Source organism: Xenophilus sp. Marseille-Q4582, assembly GCF_916700565.1.
GTDB lineage: Bacteria > Pseudomonadota > Gammaproteobacteria > Burkholderiales > Burkholderiaceae_C > Xenophilus.
In genome coordinates, this window is sequence record NZ_CAKAKO010000001.1 from 22,439 (window position 1) to 38,864 (window position 16,426).

Sequence of the window (16,426 nt, forward strand, 5' to 3'; positions counted from 1 at the left end):
TGCGCCGCTCATTGGTAGGCCTCGGTCTGCATGCGCACCAGCGCTTCGGCGCGGATCGGCAGCCGGCCCCGGATGCGGCACATGTCCGTGCCGTTGAAGAGGGACAGCGCCAGGCGCAGGAACTCGTTGGCCAGCGGCATCCTGGGCTCGTAGCAGTAGGTGAGCCGGATCTTCAGGAGGTTGGCGTCCTGGATGTTCTGGCCCGAGGTCGCCTTGACCCGTGTGCTGCGGTACATGAGGCTGTCGTTGGGAATGAAGCGCGGCTTGCCGGCCGCGTTGACGCCGTGGTCGGCGAAGCTGGCGGCCGTGGGGTTGAGCACGTCGATGGACATGTTCAGTGCAATCAGGTCCGCATGCGCACGCACGATGGCACTGGCCAACTCTGCGCTGCCCGTGCCGGTGCGCATGTACAGCGGGGCCAGCGCGGTGCGGCCGGCCATGTGCATCTTGCTGGTGGGTCCCGCGCGCGCATGGTCCACCGCCCCGGCGCGCGCGGCCGCCAGCGCCGCCATGTCCACCACCGCCTTGGCCTTGAACATCAGCGCCACCTCGGCGATGGCGAAGATCACCATCAGGAAGATCAGCAGCGAGACCGACATTTCCACCAGCGTGGCGCCGCGCATGGCGCTGGCGCGCGTCGGGCGCGCGCGGCGGGGGGCGAAGAGCGAGGGCTTCATGGCTGCAGCTCCGGTGTGCGGGGGAGGGGCGGCGCGACGGCCTGGAACTGCAGCCGCTGACCGGCCCGCAGGTCCAGCCGCGCGAGGGTGCCGGCCGCGCATTCGAGCACCGCGTGCGCCCGGGCTGCGCCGCGCAGCTGCCAGGGGCGCAGCGTGCAGGTCTGCAGCACGGTGCCTTCGCGGCCGAGGAAGAGCACATCCAGCGGCTGCCGCATGCCCCACATGTGGACGCTGGCGCAGGGGCGGATGAGCAGGGCCAGGTCGGGCGGCAGCGGCACGCCCAGCAGGCCGCGCAGCCGGCTGCCGAAGGACGCGGCCAGGCGCACGCGCAGGTCCAGGCAGCGGCCCGCCCGCCACGCGGCCAGCGCGGGCAGGTGCGACAGCGGATCGGGCGCAGACGCGGCGCCCATCAGAAGCCTCCGGACATGGCGATCTTCTGGTACAGGAAGTAACCCAGGAAGGCGAAGGTGCCCGGGAAGATGAAGATGACCAGCGGGCCGAGCATCAGCACCGGCGCCTCGAAGGCCTTCTTCTCGGCCGCCAGGAAGCGCTCGGCGCGCCGCTGCGCCGCCTGCTCGCGCAGCACCGGGGCGAGCGAGGAGCCCACGCGCTCGGCCTGCACCATGGCGCTGACCATGTTGGTGATCTCGCGCACGCCCACGCGGTCCTGCATCTGCTGCAGCGCGTCGGCGCGCGTCACGCCGGCCGAGATGTCGCGCAGCACGCGCGTGAACTCCTGGCGCAGCACGCCCGGCGGCCCCTTGGCCAGCGTGAGCCGGATCGCGCCCGACAGGTTCTGCCCGGCCTCGATGCCCAGCACCAGGAAGTCCAGGAAGTCGGGCAGCTCGCGCACGATGCGCTTGCTGCGCAGCTTGCGCGCATCGTTGAGCCGCAGGTCGGGCAGGAAGAAGCCGAGCGCGCCGGCCAGCACCAGGTACAGCGGATCGAGCGCGCCCAGCATGCCCAGGGCCAGCGCCATGGCCAGCGCAGCCAGCAGGCCGCCGATCACCTTGACGCCCAGGAACTGGTCGACGGTGAGCAGGTAGTGCATGCCGCTGAGCAGCAGCCGCCGCTGCAGGTTGGCGCGGTAGGCGGCGGGAAAGAAATGCGCGGTGCGCGCCGTGGCCCAGTTCACCAGCGGCCAGATGCGCTGCAGCAGGCCGGGCAGCGGGTCCATGAACTCGCGCTCGTCCCGGGGCACGCTGCTGAATTCCAGGTACAGCAGCACGAGGAAGATCACCACGGCCAGCGCGGCCGTGGCGAAGATGGCGAGCAGGATCCCGTTCATATGTCGATGCTCATGATCTTCTTGATCACCCGGAAGCCGATGTGGACCCAGATGAGCACGCCGATGAACACCGCCCAGCCCAGGACCGAGTTGAACATCGGCGCCATGGCCGGCGGGTCCAGCTTGTGCAGCATGTAGAGCATGAAAAAGGGCAGGCCGGACATCACTAGCGCCTGCATGCGGCCCTGGGCCGTGAGCGCGAGCACCTTCTTTTCCATGTTCTGGCGGTCACGCACCGAGCGCGAGAGGTTGTCCAGCGATTCCGACAGGTTGCCGCCGCTCTCGCGCGCGATCTTGATCGCCGCCACGACCATGCGCATCTCGGCCGTGCGCACGCGCTCGGCCAGGTGGTCCAGCGCCAGGTCCATGTCGATGCCCACGCGGATCTCGCGCAGCGTGAGGTCGATCTCGTTGCGCAGCGGCACCGGGCCGTCCCGCGCCACCGAGTCCAGCGCCCCCATCAGGCTGCCGCCGGCGCGGATGGCGCCGGCCATCATGGCCAGCACGTCCGGGATCTGGCCGTCGATGGTGGCCTGCAACCGCTTGCGCTGCCATTCGAAGTACTTGCCGGGCAGCACGAAGCCCGCCACCGCAAGCAGGAAGCACCACAGCAGGCTGCCCAGCACGAACCAGCCCGCCAGCACCAGCCCCACGGCGAGCAGGCCCTGGATCAGCCAGCGGTTCTGCGACAGCCCGGCGAACAGGGCGCTGCGGCCGCGCGCGGGGGCTGCGCCGTCCGCGCGCGAAAGCAGCCGGCTGCCGCCCAGGTAGGCGAGCAGGCCCAGGCTCAGCGCCGCGAGCAGGGGGATCAGCAGCTCAATCATGGGCGTCGGGGGCGTCGAAAATGGACAGCGGCGGCGTGCGGATGCCGGCCGCGCGCAGTTCCTCGATGAACTCCGGGATCGCGCCCGTGGCCACGAACTGCCCGCGCACGCGGCCGTCCTCGCCGAAGCCCTCGGGCTTGAAGACGAACAGGTCCTGCATCTGGATGGTGCCGCTCTCCACGCCCGTCACTTCGGTGATGGCGGTGATCTTGCGCGAGCCGCACTTGAAGCGCGTCTGCTGCACAACCAAGTTCACGGCCGAGGCGATCTGCTCGCGGATGGCCGTCACGGGCAGGTCCATGCCGGCCATCAGCACCATCACCTCCACACGGCTGAGCATGTCGCGCGCAGAGTTGGCGTGGGCGGTGGTCAGCGAACCGTCGTGGCCGGTGTTCATGGCCTGCAGCATGTCCAGCGCCTCGCCGCCGCGGCATTCGCCCACCACGATGCGGTCCGGCCGCATGCGCAGCGCGTTGCGCACCAGTTCGCGGATCGGCACGCCCCCCTTGCCTTCGCTGTTGGCCGGGCGGGCCTCGAGCGACACCAGGTTGGGCTGGTGCAGGCGCAGCTCGGCGGCGTCCTCGATGGTGACGATACGCTCCGTGTCCGGGATGAAGTTGGACAGCACGTTGAGCAGCGTGGTCTTGCCCGAGCCCGTGCCGCCCGAGATGATCATGTTCTGCGCCTGCTCCACGGCGAAGGACAGGAACTGCAGCATCTGCGGGCTCAGCGAGCCGAACTTGAGCAGGTCCTCCCCGTACAGCCGGCGCACCGGGAACTTCCGGATCGAGATGCACGGCCCCTTGAGCGCCAGCGGCGGGATCACCGCGTTCACGCGCGAGCCGTCCTTGAGCCGCGCGTCCACCATGGGCGAGCTCTCGTCGATCTTGCGGCCCAGCGGTGCCACGATGCGCTCGATGGCGCCCAGCACGGCCTTGGGCGAGGAGAAGGTCACTTCGCTGCGCGTGATGCGGCCTGCGCGCTCGATGAAGATCTCGTTGTGCGCATTGACCATCACTTCGGTCACCGCCTCGTCCTGCAGCAGCGGCTCCAGCGGCCCCAGGCCCACCGCCTCGGCCACCACCTGGCGCGCGAGTTCGCCCACGTCGATCTCCTCGGGCAGGCCGAGGTCGGGCAGGGCCAGGTAGACCATGGCGTTGGTCGCCGCGCGCAGCTCCTCATCGCTCATGGTGGTGATGTCGGTGCGCCGCACGTCCATGAGCGCGATGACGGCATCGTGCACCTTGATCCGCCAGGGCAGGTAGATGTCCTGCGGCGGGGCCTTCGCGGCGCCGGCCCGCGGCGGCGCTTCGGCGGGAAGGGGCGCGGCGCCGGGCATCGGCGGCCGCCCGGGCGGCGCGGCCTCGGCCGGCACGGCACGGGGCGCCGGCTCCCGGCTGCCGCCCGGCGCCGGCCGGGCATGCGGCCCCTGGGCGCCTGCGGCATCCGGCAGCGGCGGCGGCGGGCTGTCCTGCGCGGCGCTCTTCTTCGCACCGGCGCCCCCCACCACGTAGATGGAGTAGCCGCCGACCTGGATCTCGTCGCGCGACGACAGCGGGCCGTAGGACTTGATCCGCCGGCCATTGACGTTGACGCCCACCACCTGGTTGACCGACACCACCTGCGGGCCGTCCTCGTCGAAGCTGATCTCGGCATGGCGCTTGCCGATGGACCAGCCCTTGATGACGATGTCGCAGGCCTCGTCCTTGCCGATCGACAGGGTGCGCCCTTCCACGCCGCGCTCCTCGATGGCGCCCTGCGGCGTGCGGATGACGATGCGCGTCTGGCCGGCGGCTGCGGTGTTCACAGGCGTCTCCCGGCTCAGGGCAGCGCCGGCGCGGCGGCGGGTGCCGCGGGCGGCGGGGGCAGCGGCGCCACCGTCTGCGCAGGGACCGCCGCGTCCGGCGCCAGCACCTTGCGCTGGCGCAGCCGCTCCTCGGCCGACTCGGCCAGGCGGCCGCCCTGGTTCAGGCGCTCCACCACCTGCAGGCTGTCCGGCGTGACCACCGAGGGCGTGATGAGCAGCACCAGCTCCGTGCGTTCGCCGTTCAGGTCCTTGTTGCGGAACAGGTTGCCCAGCACCGGCACGTTGCCGATGCCCGGCACCTGGTCCACCACGTCCGAGGCCCGCAGCTGGCTCAGGCCCGACACCAGCATCGCGCGTCCGTCCACCAGGTCCAGCTGGGTGTCGGCGCGGCGGGTCAGCAGGCCGGGCACGCCCATCACCATCACGGAGGGATCGATCTGGCTCAGCTCCATGCCCAGGTTGGCTCGGATGTTGCCGCGCGTGTCGCACAGCGGCGCGATCTCCAGCCGCACGCCGTAGGGCTTGTATTCCACCGAGACCTGGCCCGGTCCGCTGGCGATCGGGATCGGCAGCTCGCCGCCCGCGGTGAATTCCGCTTCGCCGCCGCAGCGCGAGGTGAGCTGCGGCGAGGCGATCACGTAGGCGTCGCCGCGCTGCTCCAGCAGGTTGATGCGCGAAGTGATGTCGGTGGCCAGCGCGAAGGTCCAGACCAGCGGATTGATGACCTGCGAGCCGCTGCCCTGCACCGTCGCCCGCCCGTTGGCCGAGACGCTGGGACCGTTGATCTCCTGCGCCCAGCGCACGCCCAGGTTGTCCAGCGCGCTGCGCCGGATCTCGATGATCTGCGCGTGCATGTAGATCGTGCGTTCCCGCAGGTTGCTCTGGCCGCCGATGATGGGCACGAACTGCGCGGCGTAGGCCTTCTCCAGGGCCTCCACCTTCTTCACCTGCAGGGCGTCCAGGTCGGTGGCCTCGAAGAAGATCTTGTCGCCCACCGGATTGACCACCACGTTGGGGTCGTTGCGGAACAGGGCCCGCACTTCGGTGGCGATGCGCGCCATGTTGTTGAGCGTCACGCGCACCGTGTAGTGGCGCTGCGAGCGATCCTTGAGCCAGACCGTGAGGCGCGCCTCGCCCGCGTCGTTCGCCACCAGCAGCACTTCGCGGTTGCTGATGTTGGAGGCCGAGAGCACCTTGCCGTTGCCGATGGCGATGCGCGCCACGTCGCTGGGAAAGTTCAGCGTCTGCGTGTCGCCCACATAGAGCTGCAGCGCGGATTCGGCCTGCACGGGCACGGCGGCGGGCTGGGAAAGGGCCGCGGGCGTGAACAGCGCGCTCAGGGCGGCGATGGACAGGCTCGCGTGAAGGTGGGTCCGGTTCATGAAGGGCAAGGAAGAGAAAGTCTGGAAGGCCTGCGATGCCACCGGACGCATCGCCAGAAGGAATGGGGTGTGGGGTGCCTGAACTGTGGCGGCTGTATGTGGCAGGCGCGCGACGGCGCGTGCAGCGGGCCGCTTCGGGCGGGCGCCGGTGCGTTCCCGGCTGACTATTCGCTTCCGGCCGCCGGCGCCGGCGCGGCGGGCCCGCCGGCCAGGTTCGTGGGCGTCCAGGCGGCCGGGTCGATGGCCGCCTGGCTGGGCGCCGGCCCGGCCAGCGCCGGTGCGCCCGGCGGATTCGGGGCGTTCCGGCCGGCGGCGGGTCTGCCCGGCGCGGCCGGGAGGCCGGTGTTCATCGTCGGCGTGCCGGGCATCACCAGCTGCGGCAGCAGCACGCCGCCCTGCTGCCCGCCCACGTACATGGCGACCAGCGCGCCCGAGGGCCGCGGCTGCCCGGCAGCGCCCAGGAGGTCGGCCGCTGTGGTGATGGCATAGCCCGGGCTCTTCGCATCGGTGGCGTGCTTGAGCACGGCGCGCAGCGCGCCCTGCTCCTGCGCCAGGATGACGCGGCCCGTTTCCGAGGGCGACAGGTCCAGCGTCAGCGTGCTGTACTGCCGTTCGACCGGCTCGCCGCCGCCCGGCGGCACCTCGCGCCGCGTGATGTTGCCCGTGGCCTTGACGAAGATGTTCTGCAACAGCGGAACCACGACCCGGTTGTTGCCGCTGCCGCCGCCGCCCTGCGGCTGGACGGATTCGGCGATGTAGAACAGGTCGATGCGGTCGTTGGGCCGGATCATTCCCGAGATCGAGTTGAGTTCGTCCACTGCGATGGTCAGGGCCCGCTTGTCGCTCTGGATCGAGTCCGAGAACGAAGGCGTGGCGCCGCTGGACAGGTAGCCCCATTGCAGGGAACGCCCGCGCGGCAGGTCCAGCTTCAGGGTCTGGCCTTCGGCGCGCTCGATGTCCTCGGGGAACACGGCATCCGGCGGCACCAGGTCGGCCGCGACCTGGCGCACCGCGAAGTTGCCGGTGTCCACCACCGCGTTGCGCGGCACGTCGGTGCGCGCGACGACCACGCCCACCAGGTCCCTGTCCTTGTCGGCGAACTCGGCCCGCAGCCGGTCGGACATGTTCGTCAGGTAGAGATGGACCAGGAAGGCGGCCAGCGCGGCGAGGCCGATCGCGGCCGCCAGAAGAAGAAGGCGGGACTTGGGGCTGGAAGCCGGGATGCTCATGCGGATGCTCTGCGGTGGCGGACGGTCACTTGGCCACGCCCACGGTGGGGCTGCCGATGGCGTAGGTCGAGGCGCTGTGGTTCTGGCGGAGGGACGTGAGCAGCTGCTCCAGCGGGGAAGGGTTGCCCGTGAACAGGAACAGGCAGACGAAAACGGCGCCGATGGCGTACTCGACGGTGGCGAGGCCGGCCTGGGCCCGCATGCGCAACTGCCGGCGGCGCCAGGAGGAAGTTTGTGAGCGGTTCATGACGATGGTGTGGCCGTGGGACCGGCTCGGGTGGGCGTTCACTGGGTTTCGTTGAAGACGATCAGGGTGGCGCCGTCGCGGCGCTGCAGGTCCACGCGCATCTGCCGGCCGGGCTTGGCGAAGCCCAGCTGGCGATGCGCCCCGGCGTCCAGCGTTTCGTCGCGCACGCGCTGCCAGCCCTGCAGCAGCATCTGCGCGCGCAGGTAGTAGGCGTTGGACTCGACCGAGTAGCGGTTGCGCATGCTGGTGGTCACGTGGCCCCCGGCCGCTTCCACGCTCTCGAGCACCTGCAGCACGTCGGTGCCGGGCATGCGGGGCGTGCCGCGGGCCAGCTTCTCGGGCGCCTGCACGCGCTCCGGCACCATGGAGGACACCAGCACCGTGTAGCCGCTGCGCTCGGGCAGCAGCTCCACCGTGATCAGGCGCTTGTCCACCATGCCCGACAGCAGGCGCCGGCCCTCGAACACCACGTCCGACATCACGCCGCGTTCGCCGCGCTGGCTGAAGTAGTCCTTGTAGAAGCGCTCGATGGGCGCCAGGTCCTGCACCTGCATCATCGAGATCTGCATCGGGCTGCCGTTCATGCGCATGTGGGGCGCGATCTGCTCCACCGCCTGGTCGCGCGGCAGGGGCAGCGGGGGCAGCACCTCGGGGGGCGCCGCGCCGCCCGGCTGCGGCCATGCGGCGGACCCCGCCAGCGCCAGGCCCAGCGCAAGCGCTGCCGCACGCGCGCGCACCGCGCTGCCGCGCGGCCGGGCCGGCGCCGTTCCCGTGCAGAGCCTGTCCTGGCGCATGCAAGGCGTCCTGTTCCAGCGCCGCCAGCCTCAGCGCCGGCGATCCGGCGGCAGCCGGTCCGCGTCCACGTAGCCCGGCTTCAGGTTGCTGCTGTTGAGTGGCGTGACGATGAAGCCGACGACGTCGCGGATGGTGTTGAGCACGCTGTTGTCGAAGATGTTGCTGGGCACCAGGGGCTTCACGCGGCGTTCCTCGTGCTGCCAGCCGCCCACGTTCCAGGGGTCGCCCATGGCGGCGGCGGTCTCGGTGAAGGTGACGAAGGGCAGGTACGGCTGCCGGCCGTTGGAGACAGCCGAGACGTTCAGCGCATGGGGGCGCAACTGCACCTGCGCCTGCCAGATGCCGCGCGACTCCAGGTCGATGCGCGGGCTGCCGCTCAGCGGGGAGGTGACGGCGCTGAGCTGGTTGAGTGCGTCGGCCACGCCCGTCGAGGTGCGGATGCCCGTGTCCGCCAGCCGCAGCGCAGGCCGTGAGCCCTGCTCGTTCTGGCCGTTGAGCCGCTCCAGCTCCACGCGGTCGCGGCCGTCGTGGCCTTCGGTGTAGGTCACCAGGTCGCTGTTGCGCGGGCCCTGCTGGGGCAGGGTGGAGCGGATGGCCGGGCCGTTGCCCGTGTGGCGCACGAACACGCGGTCCAGCATTTCCTGCTGCACGGTGGCCTGCGGCTTCTGCACGCGCAACTGGCCGGTCAGCGGCGAATCGGTGGGCGCGCTTTCGAACCACACGGTGCGTTCCCAGGCCGCATAGCGCGCGGCGCTCAGCGCCAGGTTGCGCGAGGTGCCGTAGGAGTTGATGGCCCAGGCGAAGACGAAGAGCGGGATCAGCACCAGCAACAGGGCGACGACCATTTCCGTCATGGCCTGGCCGCGCTGGCGGCGCTGGGGCGCCGGCAAGGCGCGAGGGCGGCGGCGCGAGAGGAGCGGTGTTCGCATCGGAGGCCCCTCAGTCGAAGGCCTGCAGCGCGCCGATGGCGGCCAGGGGCACATCGGTCAGGCGCGCCTGCCAGTAGGGACTGAACAGGTTCGCGTACTCGCCACCGCTGTAGTAGCGGTTGCGCAGGTGCTGCGCGTCGTTCACCGACTCGTAGCTGCGGTAGGGCCGGTGGAAGTAGACCTGGCTGGCCGCGACCGCGACGGCGTTGTTGCGGCCCGTGGGCAGGCGGAAGGCGCCGTCGGCCTGGCCGGTGCCCAGCGCCGTGTCGCTGAGCTGGGACTTGGGATCGCTGGCGCGGTTCAGCCGCTTGGACGCGGCGACCACGATAGGAGGCGATTCCTTCAGGTCGTCGTTCCTGTTGAAACTGCGCAGGTCGAAGTACGGGCGAATGCCCTGGTAGCCGCCGTTCATCTTCTGGCGCGCGTTGAAGGCGCGGTTGGCCGTACGGCGCGCCAGGCCGCCATAGCTCTGGCTGCCCCGGTTCCAGGTGTTGGTGCCGGTTTCCGCGCCGCCCCAGCTCAGGTAAATGCGCGTAAGGAAGAGGTTGATCTCGGCGCCGTCCAGCCCGGTCCAGGTCTCGTTGTTCTCGCGCATGTTGGAGCCGCCGCGGAAGATGAGCCAGCGGCGGTCACGCGTGAAGTTGTCGCGCGAGTCGTTCACGACGTTGCGGAAGCGGTCGTAGGCCTGGTTGTTGTTGTTCCGACGCTGCCTGCTATAGCTGATGAATGTGTCGAGGCTGGCGGCCGTGGCCAATGCGCCCCCCACACTTATGTCCCAGATCGCATGAGGATCGTTGGCGCGGATCACATCATCCACATTGGACTTCGCGTCGACGATCGTGAGGCCGCGCACAGCCAGCTGGGACCCTGACAAGGCCTCGATGATCGCCGTCTCAAAGGCAATGAACGGCGTCATCATCGGCGGCAGCCGGTCGATCAGGTTGTCCACGCGCTCCAGCGCCGTGGCCAGGCCCTGCAGGGCCTGCAGGCCCGGCACCAGGCCGATCACGCGCATCACGGTAGCGGCGTTGCGCGAGAGCTGGCCCAGGTTCTGGGTGAGCGAAACCAGGCTCACCACCTGCCCGACCGCCACGTGGTTGGCCACCATGGCGCGGTTGGTGTAGGCCATGTAGTTCATGTCGCGGGCCAGCGTGGAAGCAGCCGCGTAGGCGCCGCCGTCGGCCGCGTTCATGACCTTCTGCTTGGAGTGGCTGGCCTGCTGGACGTTGAAGACCCCGAGGGTCATCACCGTCAGGAAGATGAGGGCGCCCAGCGCGAGGATGGTCGCCTGACCCCGCTCGCGCCGGGCCCGGCGACGCTCCTGAAAGAAGCTTGGCTTGTTCATGATGCGTCGCACGGTGCGCAGATCAGTAGTTCTGCAGGGTCTTGTTGACGTTGTCCTTGGCCTTGTCCTTGGCGTCGTTCATTTCCTGCACCGACTGCTTGTTGCCGCCCGCCAGCACCGAGGAGGCATTCGACACCTGGGCGCGCATCGTGTCGCCGAAGGCGGCGTACACGGCGATGGAGCCCAGCGCGATCAGCGCGACGATGATGATGTACTCGACCATGCCCTGGCCGCGCTGGCGGTTGCGGACCTGCGGGGCGGTGCGAAGGATGCTGTTCATGGTGTGTTCCTGCTTGATGATGAGTTAAGAGGGAAAGGAAGCCGCCGGAGCAGACGCCACCGGCCGGTCAACGCTGCGGCCCTAGGAATCCAGCGGGCCGGGCAGGTTGCGGGGGGCGGGAACCGGGATCAGCAGCAGCGCGTTCCCGATTCGCCGTGAAGAGAGGTGTGGGTGTTCGGGCCCTTGCCGCGGCCCGGAGGCAGCCTGGCGCAGGTCTTCCGGGTGGCCGGCCAGCCGGGGCGGTGGGACGGCGGCGCGCCAGGGCTGCGCCCCGGCCAGCAGATGGCGCTGGCGCGCCAGCACCTTCGTCACATAGGCCTGTGTTTCCGGATAGTCGGGCACCGCCCGGCCGGCGCGCTCCACCGCCAGGGGGCCGGCGTTGTACGCGGCCAGGGCCAGGCGGGCATCGCCCGCGTAGCGGTCCAGCAGGTCGCGCAGCAGCCGCGAGCCGCCCTGTGCGTTCTGCCAGGGGTCGAACGGGTCGCTCACGCCGTATTGCCGCGCGGTGGCGGGCATGAGCTGCATCAGTCCCATGGCCCCCTTGGCGGAGACGGCTTCCGGGCGGAAGCCCGATTCGGCCCAGGCCACGGCATGCACCAGGTGCGGGTCCAGGCCGGAATCCGCCGCCGCGCGGGACAGGAGCGCGAGGGAAGCCTTGCAGTCGCCGCAGCCGGCCGCGCGCCCCGCGGCCGCGGGGCGGGCCGCCCGGCCCGGCTCATGGATGGCGCCCCGGCCGATTGCCCGGCCGGCCGCCGCCAAGACCGGGGTTCCGTCGGCGCGGAGTTGGATGGCTTGGGCCGACGCAGCGCCCGCCATCCAGAAAAATGACAGGCACAGCAGCATCGGCCCCCCATTGAAGGTGGACCTGTTCATGGAATTGATGGCTGCCGCACAGGTTTGTGCGTTGCGGCAAATTCTAGGAAGCACTTGCGGCGGCGCGCAAAACAAATCGGTTCAAGAATTCAACGACTCAAGAGTTATTGAATTTATTCCCGGCGCGCCGGCCCGGCTGTCATTTTTCCTTCACGAAAATGGGCTACAAACGCCGCAAAAAGGCCAACAACGCGAAGCGCTGGCCCAGCACACAGGGTTCATGCAGCAGGAGAAGGCCGGCCGATGCCGGCAATGCCATGCCGGAGTGGAATGCATCCGCAGTTACCGAATTTCTGAAAGCCGTGGCGCATGAGACACGGCTGCAGATCGTGCGGCTGCTGTACCTGCATCCGCAGGAGGAAATGTCGGCGGGCGTCATCTCGGTGGAACTCGAGGTTCCGCCCAATTTGCTTTCGTTTCACCTCAAGGAATTGGTGGTGGTGGGCGTCATCAGCAAAAATGTTTCTGGAAGAAACGTTTTCTACGCTGTCACACCCCGTACCCGCAAGTTCGTGCATATTTTCCGGGACGAATTCGGAATCCGGAAGGCGGCAGACGACGAGGTCTGGACGACCGTCTGGAGCGATTTGAAGACGAGGTGATTTCTTGATGCGTTTTCCCAGTGCTTCCCGTGCGCTTGCACAGGCCGCCGCGATCTCGGCCACGCTGGTGTTGTTGGCTGCTTGTGACAGTCAGTCCCCACCTTCGTCCGCAGCGGCAGCCACGCCGGCCCCGGCCCCAGCGTCTGCCGCCGCGCCCACCACACCCACCGCCGTGGCCGCGGGAATGCCGGACGGTTGCGCGAGCGCGTTCTCGCAATTGCAGCAGTGCCACCGTCAATTGGCCGCGAGCAGCCAGGCGAGCGCGGGCCAACTGGAGCGCTCGGCCACCTATTTGCGCCGCCTGCAGGCGTGGTGGGAAATGGACCGGAACAATCCGGCCATTCTGAATGCCTGCCAGGCGATTGCTGCGGGAGGCATGGAATGCGCGCCCGAAGCCGATGGCGACGAGGCGGAAAGCGCCGCGGAATTCAAGATGCTCATGGAGCAGTTCGACGCCGCTGGCGTGCCCCGATGAATTCGGGCGCCACAGGCGCATCGGTCGGTGGCAGGTGGCAGGAATTGCGGGCCGGCCCGCAATGAATGAGCGACTCCCTTGACGCAGGCGCCGAAATGGCCGCGAATTTCGTGCGATGAACAGGGCTTGCTCGGCATCGCGGGCCAATTTTCTTCGGCCGGATTCCCGCTGGTCTCCCGGCCTCACGGATCGCATGCCCGGGATGGCTGCGGGCCGCAAAAATATGGGTGCTGCCATTTCGGAGGGCATGGCCGCGAGCGCCTGAATTGCGAAGGCGGCGCAAGCGGGCGTTATTTCATTCGCGGCCATGCGCTGGTCGCGCTGGGTGAGCGGAATTGCGGGAATTCTTTTCCATCCATGATTCCGCGCGCCGTGCATGCCAGCGATGCGCGGCCGATTCCCGCGACGGGGATGGTGGCGTGGCGCACTGCCGCGCGCCGGGCGGTGGCGGCTTTCCTGATCCTGCCCCCAGCCGGGTGGCGGGAGGCGTGGGCCGCGGATCCCGGTGCGGGTTCATCGCGCAGAATCGGCGCTTTCCTTCCTTGTGCGCCTGGCGCCTCCCCTGCAAACGTGTCAGAACCCAAACGCCGAAGTGCCTCTTCCTCCCCGGCCGCGGGAGCGCTCGATCCCGGTGCGCCCCGTGCCCGCAGCGGCCGGCGCCGGGCGACGGACGCGGGCCTCGAGGCCCGCATCCTCGACGCCGCCCTGGAAGAGTTCGCCGAGCACGGCTTCGCGGGTGCGCGCATCGAACGCATCAGCAGCGCCGCGAACACGGTGGACCGCATGCTGTACTACTACTACGGCAACAAGGAGCGGCTCTACCAGGCCGTGCTGGAGCAGGCCTACGCGCAGATGATCGGCGCGCAGCGCGCCTTCGTGACCCCCGAGGACCCGGTGGCCGCCATGCGGCAGCTGGTCGAGCATTCGTGGGACCACTACGTGAGCCACCCGCACCTGGTGCGCCTGCTGATGAACGAGAACCTGCTGCGCGGGCGGCACATCGTGCAGTCGGAGCAGGTGGGGCCCACCTCCTTCCCGCTGGTGGAGACGGTGAAGACGGTGCTCGAGGCCGGCCAGGCGCGGGGCGTGTTCCGCGCCGACGCGCAGGCCACGCAGGTGCTCATGACCATCATGTCGCTGGGCTTCTTCTACCTGTCGAACCAGCACACCTGCTCAAGCTGGATCGGCGTCGACCTGATGACGCGCCCGCGCCGCAACGCCTGGCGCGCGCACATCTGCGACGTGGTGCTGGACTACCTGGGCGCGCCTGCCGCAGGGCCGGCCGCGTCGCCGGCCGGGAAGGCCGCGGCGGCGCCGCGCGCCTCCCGCAAGCGCGCCGCCTGAACCGTGGGCCCCGGCTTCAGCCAGCGGCCGAGATCGCCTGCCAGCTTTCGCGCACGAAACGCGCGAGGGCCGCGTTCTGGCCGATCAGCGAGAAGCGCGCGTTGTGCGCGTAGTCGGGCAGGTTGATCATCTCGGTCGTGATCCAGCGCAGCGGCGAATCCGCATGCGTGTGGTGATGCGCCAGTACCTTGCGCACCACCTCGCGCGTCATGGCCGTGGCGCCGGCCTCCCAGGGCGAATGCCATTCGCCGGGCGCGGGCTTGGTGAAGGGGTAGAGGATGCCGCGGCCCGGCTCGCCGGCGCGGTACGGGAAGATCGAATGCGCGGGCACGGCGGCCACGGCGTTCGCCGGGTCCTGCACCGACCACAGGTTGCGCGGCCCGTTGGGAGCGGCGCAGCGCACCTGCAGCCAGCGCACGATGCCCATGTCCAGCCACTGGTCGACGAAGCTGCCGGGCTGGAAAGGGTCGAGCGCGGCGCTGCTGTCGCCGTCCAGGCCGCAGATCGCCAGCTCCTGCGCGTTGCCGATCTTGAAGATCGCATGGCTGTAGTCCAGCGTGAGCCAGAAGGGAATGCCGCGCCGGCGCACGGCTTCGGCCACGGGGGCGATGCGGCGCGGGTCTTCGCTCCACATGTTCACGTGGTACTCCAGCGCGGGCTCCACGCCGTGGGCCATGCCCAGGTCCCAGGCGCGCAGGTAGAAGTCCACCACCTCCTCATTGGTGATGGGCCGGCCTTCGCCATCGTGCCAGTACAGCATGATGTTGTGCGTCTTCGCGCCCACTTCGGCCGCCAGTTGCAGCTTCTGCGGCAGCAGGGCGTCGTCGCGGCCCAGCGCATAGAACCAGCTGGCCGTGTGCACGGGCAGCTGCTGTTCGGCGATGCAGCGCTGGAAGGCGGGCAGGTCGGCGGCGCCGGGCAGGCGGTCGAAGTAGTCGAAAGCGCCGGCCTCGCCCACCAGGCGGAACTGGGTGTCGATGTCGGCCTCGGTCAGCGAGACCGGCTGCGCGAACGAGGAGGCCTGCGCCCCGCGGCCGTTGCAGCCGATGGGCGGCAGGGTGCGCGCGGGCGCGGCGACGGTATCGGTGGCAGTCATCGGGCTCAGGACGGGTTGCGCAGCTTGCGGATCAGCGCCTCGTCGGGCTGCAGCTTGCTGCCGTCGATGTAGGTGCCCGTGGGCATCACGCCCTTGCCGTTCTTGAGCGTGGTGCGGCCCACGTAGATGCCCATCGTCGACTGGTTGTCCTGCGGGCGGAACATCGCCGGGCCGAAGGGGGTGCTGAACTCCAGGCCCTTGAAGGCGGCGATCAGCTTCTCGGTGTCGGTGGAGCCGGCCTTCTGGATGCCGGCGGCCAGCGCCTTCACCGTGGCATAGCCCACCACGGAATTCAGGCGCGGGTAGTCGTTGTATTTCTTGCGGTAGGCGTCGATGAAGGCCTGGTGCTCGGGCGTGGCGATGCTGGTGTAGGGGTAGCCGGTCACGATCCAGCCTTCGGGTGCGTCGTCGCGCAGCGGATCCAGGTACTCGGGCTCGCCGGTCAGCAGGCTGACCACCTCGCGGCCCTTGAACAGGCCCCGCGTGTGGCCTTCGCGCGCCAGCTTGGTCAGGTCGGCGCCGAACATCACGTTGAAGATGGCGTCGGGCTTGGCATCGCCGATGGCCTGCACCACCGAGCCGGCGTCGATCTTGCCCAGCGGCGGCGCCTGCTCGGCGACGAACTCCACATCGGGCTGCAGCGTCTTGAGGTTTTCCTTGAAGGCGGCGACCGCGGCCTGGCCGTACTCGTAGTTGGGGTAGATCAGCGCCCAGCGCTTCTTCCTGAGCTTGGCGGCTTCCTCGACCACCGAGGCTGACAGCGCATAGGTGCCCGAACGCAGCCGGTAGGTGTAGCGGTTGCCGTTGTCCCAGACCACCTTGTCCGACAGCGGGCCCGAGGCCAGGAAGAAGGTCTTCTTCTGCTTGGCGAAGTCGGCCAGCGCCAGGCCCACGTGCGAGAGCGTCACGCCCGTGAGCACCTCCACCTTCTCGCGCGTCAGCAGTTCCTCGGCGATGCGCACGGCTTCGCCGGGGTTGGCGTTGTCGTCGCGGAACACGGTTTCCAGCTTGCGCCCGCCCAGCACGCCGCCGGCGGCGTTGATCTCCTCCTGCGCCAGCAGCCAGCCCTGGCGGTAGGGCGTGAGGTTCTGCGGCAGCGCCTTGTAGCTGTTGATCTCGCCGATCTTCAGCGCCGGCTGTGCGCCGGCCAGCGGCGCGGCCAGCGCCAGGCAGCCGGCCAGCACGAACGAAGGGGAAAAGCGCGTGGGGGTCATCGAAGGCTCCTCGTCGGGG

18 protein-coding genes are annotated in these 16,426 nt (G+C 69.6%); 3 read left to right on the forward strand and 15 right to left on the reverse strand.

The window, feature by feature from the left end; genetic code table 11:
* Positions 1 to 8: 8 nt before the first annotated feature.
* The 13 genes from LG388_RS00095 to LG388_RS00155 form a co-directional block, all read right to left on the reverse strand.
* Positions 9 to 677, reverse strand: coding sequence for a TadE/TadG family type IV pilus assembly protein (locus tag LG388_RS00095; protein ID WP_225780818.1), 669 nt, complete (start codon positions 675 to 677; stop codon positions 9 to 11).
* Positions 674 to 1,087 carry a DUF192 domain-containing protein gene (locus tag LG388_RS00100; RefSeq protein ID WP_225780819.1) on the reverse strand — a complete coding sequence of 138 codons (414 nt, stop codon included), beginning with the start codon at positions 1,085 to 1,087 and terminating at the stop codon, positions 674 to 676. Before LG388_RS00100 ends, LG388_RS00095 begins: the two co-directional genes overlap by 4 nt.
* Positions 1,087 to 1,965 (reverse strand): type II secretion system F family protein, encoded by an 879-nt coding sequence (locus LG388_RS00105; protein ID WP_225780820.1) that lies wholly within the window; start codon positions 1,963 to 1,965, stop codon positions 1,087 to 1,089. The genes LG388_RS00100 and LG388_RS00105 overlap by 1 nt, the downstream gene beginning before the upstream one ends.
* Positions 1,962 to 2,789: a type II secretion system F family protein gene (locus LG388_RS00110; RefSeq protein WP_225780821.1), complete on the reverse strand. Its 828-nt coding sequence runs from the start codon at positions 2,787 to 2,789 to the stop codon at positions 1,962 to 1,964. Before LG388_RS00110 ends, LG388_RS00105 begins: the two co-directional genes overlap by 4 nt.
* Complete coding sequence (locus LG388_RS00115; RefSeq protein WP_225780822.1) at positions 2,782 to 4,596, reverse strand: ATPase, T2SS/T4P/T4SS family; 1,815 nt, start codon at positions 4,594 to 4,596, stop codon at positions 2,782 to 2,784. Before LG388_RS00115 ends, LG388_RS00110 begins: the two co-directional genes overlap by 8 nt.
* Before the next feature lie 14 nt (positions 4,597 to 4,610).
* Positions 4,611 to 5,978 (reverse strand): type II and III secretion system protein family protein, encoded by a 1,368-nt coding sequence (locus tag LG388_RS00120; RefSeq protein ID WP_225780823.1) that lies wholly within the window; start codon positions 5,976 to 5,978, stop codon positions 4,611 to 4,613.
* Between the two features lie 164 nt (positions 5,979 to 6,142).
* A complete protein-coding gene (gene cpaB / locus LG388_RS00125) occupies positions 6,143 to 7,207 on the reverse strand; it encodes a Flp pilus assembly protein CpaB (protein ID WP_225780824.1) in 1,065 nt (354 codons plus the stop codon).
* Positions 7,208 to 7,232: 25 nt separating this feature from the next.
* Positions 7,233 to 7,454, reverse strand: a complete 222-nt coding sequence (locus tag LG388_RS00130; RefSeq protein WP_225780825.1) for a hypothetical protein — start codon at positions 7,452 to 7,454, stop codon at positions 7,233 to 7,235.
* Between the two features lie 38 nt (positions 7,455 to 7,492).
* On the reverse strand, positions 7,493 to 8,248 hold the full coding sequence (locus tag LG388_RS00135; protein WP_225780826.1) for a hypothetical protein: 756 nt from the start codon (positions 8,246 to 8,248) through the stop codon (positions 7,493 to 7,495).
* A gap of 30 nt (positions 8,249 to 8,278) precedes the next feature.
* Positions 8,279 to 9,178 (reverse strand): hypothetical protein, encoded by a 900-nt coding sequence (locus LG388_RS00140; RefSeq protein ID WP_225780827.1) that lies wholly within the window; start codon positions 9,176 to 9,178, stop codon positions 8,279 to 8,281.
* A gap of 10 nt (positions 9,179 to 9,188) precedes the next feature.
* Positions 9,189 to 10,523, reverse strand: coding sequence for a pilus assembly protein TadG-related protein (locus LG388_RS00145; RefSeq protein WP_225780828.1), 1,335 nt, complete (start codon positions 10,521 to 10,523; stop codon positions 9,189 to 9,191).
* Between the two features lie 22 nt (positions 10,524 to 10,545).
* Positions 10,546 to 10,803 carry a Flp family type IVb pilin gene (locus LG388_RS00150; protein WP_225780829.1) on the reverse strand — a complete coding sequence of 86 codons (258 nt, stop codon included), beginning with the start codon at positions 10,801 to 10,803 and terminating at the stop codon, positions 10,546 to 10,548.
* Positions 10,804 to 10,884: 81 nt separating this feature from the next.
* Positions 10,885 to 11,676: a lytic transglycosylase domain-containing protein gene (locus LG388_RS00155; protein WP_225780830.1), complete on the reverse strand. Its 792-nt coding sequence runs from the start codon at positions 11,674 to 11,676 to the stop codon at positions 10,885 to 10,887.
* Between the two features lie 158 nt (positions 11,677 to 11,834).
* Between LG388_RS00155 and LG388_RS00160 the strand changes: the two genes are divergently transcribed.
* From LG388_RS00160 to LG388_RS00170, 3 genes are all read left to right on the forward strand, one after another.
* Positions 11,835 to 12,278: a helix-turn-helix transcriptional regulator gene (locus tag LG388_RS00160; RefSeq protein WP_225780831.1), complete on the forward strand. Its 444-nt coding sequence runs from the start codon at positions 11,835 to 11,837 to the stop codon at positions 12,276 to 12,278.
* Positions 12,279 to 12,450: 172 nt separating this feature from the next.
* Positions 12,451 to 12,753: a hypothetical protein gene (locus tag LG388_RS00165; RefSeq protein ID WP_225780832.1), complete on the forward strand. Its 303-nt coding sequence runs from the start codon at positions 12,451 to 12,453 to the stop codon at positions 12,751 to 12,753.
* Positions 12,754 to 13,323: 570 nt separating this feature from the next.
* Positions 13,324 to 14,097 carry a TetR/AcrR family transcriptional regulator gene (locus LG388_RS00170; RefSeq protein ID WP_225780833.1) on the forward strand — a complete coding sequence of 258 codons (774 nt, stop codon included), beginning with the start codon at positions 13,324 to 13,326 and terminating at the stop codon, positions 14,095 to 14,097.
* A gap of 16 nt (positions 14,098 to 14,113) precedes the next feature.
* On the opposite strand, the gene LG388_RS00175 is transcribed toward LG388_RS00170, so the two are convergent.
* Together LG388_RS00175 and LG388_RS00180 are read right to left on the reverse strand one after the other, a co-directional pair.
* A complete protein-coding gene (locus tag LG388_RS00175; protein ID WP_225780834.1) occupies positions 14,114 to 15,193 on the reverse strand; it encodes a sugar phosphate isomerase/epimerase in 1,080 nt (359 codons plus the stop codon).
* 5 nt (positions 15,194 to 15,198) lie between these two features.
* On the reverse strand, positions 15,199 to 16,407 hold the full coding sequence (locus tag LG388_RS00180; protein WP_225780835.1) for an ABC transporter substrate-binding protein: 1,209 nt from the start codon (positions 16,405 to 16,407) through the stop codon (positions 15,199 to 15,201).
* Positions 16,408 to 16,426: the final 19 nt, after the last annotated feature.

Excerpts from the sequence above, each read along its gene's own strand:
- LG388_RS00095 (WP_225780818.1), bottom strand. The coding sequence starts at position 677 with ATGAAGCCCTCGCTCTTCGCCCCCCGCCGCGCGCGCCCGACGCGCGCC.
- LG388_RS00100 (WP_225780819.1), bottom strand. The coding sequence starts at position 1,087 with ATGGGCGCCGCGTCTGCGCCCGATCCGCTGTCGCACCTGCCCGCGCTG.
- LG388_RS00105 (WP_225780820.1), bottom strand. The coding sequence starts at position 1,965 with ATGAACGGGATCCTGCTCGCCATCTTCGCCACGGCCGCGCTGGCCGTG.
- LG388_RS00110 (WP_225780821.1), bottom strand. The coding sequence starts at position 2,789 with ATGATTGAGCTGCTGATCCCCCTGCTCGCGGCGCTGAGCCTGGGCCTG.
- LG388_RS00120 (WP_225780823.1), bottom strand. The coding sequence starts at position 5,978 with ATGAACCGGACCCACCTTCACGCGAGCCTGTCCATCGCCGCCCTGAGC.
- cpaB (WP_225780824.1), bottom strand. The coding sequence starts at position 7,207 with ATGAGCATCCCGGCTTCCAGCCCCAAGTCCCGCCTTCTTCTTCTGGCG.
- LG388_RS00130 (WP_225780825.1), bottom strand. The coding sequence starts at position 7,454 with ATGAACCGCTCACAAACTTCCTCCTGGCGCCGCCGGCAGTTGCGCATG.
- LG388_RS00135 (WP_225780826.1), bottom strand. The coding sequence starts at position 8,248 with ATGCGCCAGGACAGGCTCTGCACGGGAACGGCGCCGGCCCGGCCGCGC.
- LG388_RS00140 (WP_225780827.1), bottom strand. The coding sequence starts at position 9,178 with ATGCGAACACCGCTCCTCTCGCGCCGCCGCCCTCGCGCCTTGCCGGCG.
- LG388_RS00145 (WP_225780828.1), bottom strand. The coding sequence starts at position 10,523 with ATGAACAAGCCAAGCTTCTTTCAGGAGCGTCGCCGGGCCCGGCGCGAG.
- LG388_RS00150 (WP_225780829.1), bottom strand. The coding sequence starts at position 10,803 with ATGAACAGCATCCTTCGCACCGCCCCGCAGGTCCGCAACCGCCAGCGC.
- LG388_RS00155 (WP_225780830.1), bottom strand. The coding sequence starts at position 11,676 with ATGAACAGGTCCACCTTCAATGGGGGGCCGATGCTGCTGTGCCTGTCA.
- LG388_RS00160 (WP_225780831.1), top strand. The coding sequence starts at position 11,835 with ATGGGCTACAAACGCCGCAAAAAGGCCAACAACGCGAAGCGCTGGCCC.
- LG388_RS00175 (WP_225780834.1), bottom strand. The coding sequence starts at position 15,193 with ATGACTGCCACCGATACCGTCGCCGCGCCCGCGCGCACCCTGCCGCCC.
- LG388_RS00180 (WP_225780835.1), bottom strand. The coding sequence starts at position 16,407 with ATGACCCCCACGCGCTTTTCCCCTTCGTTCGTGCTGGCCGGCTGCCTG.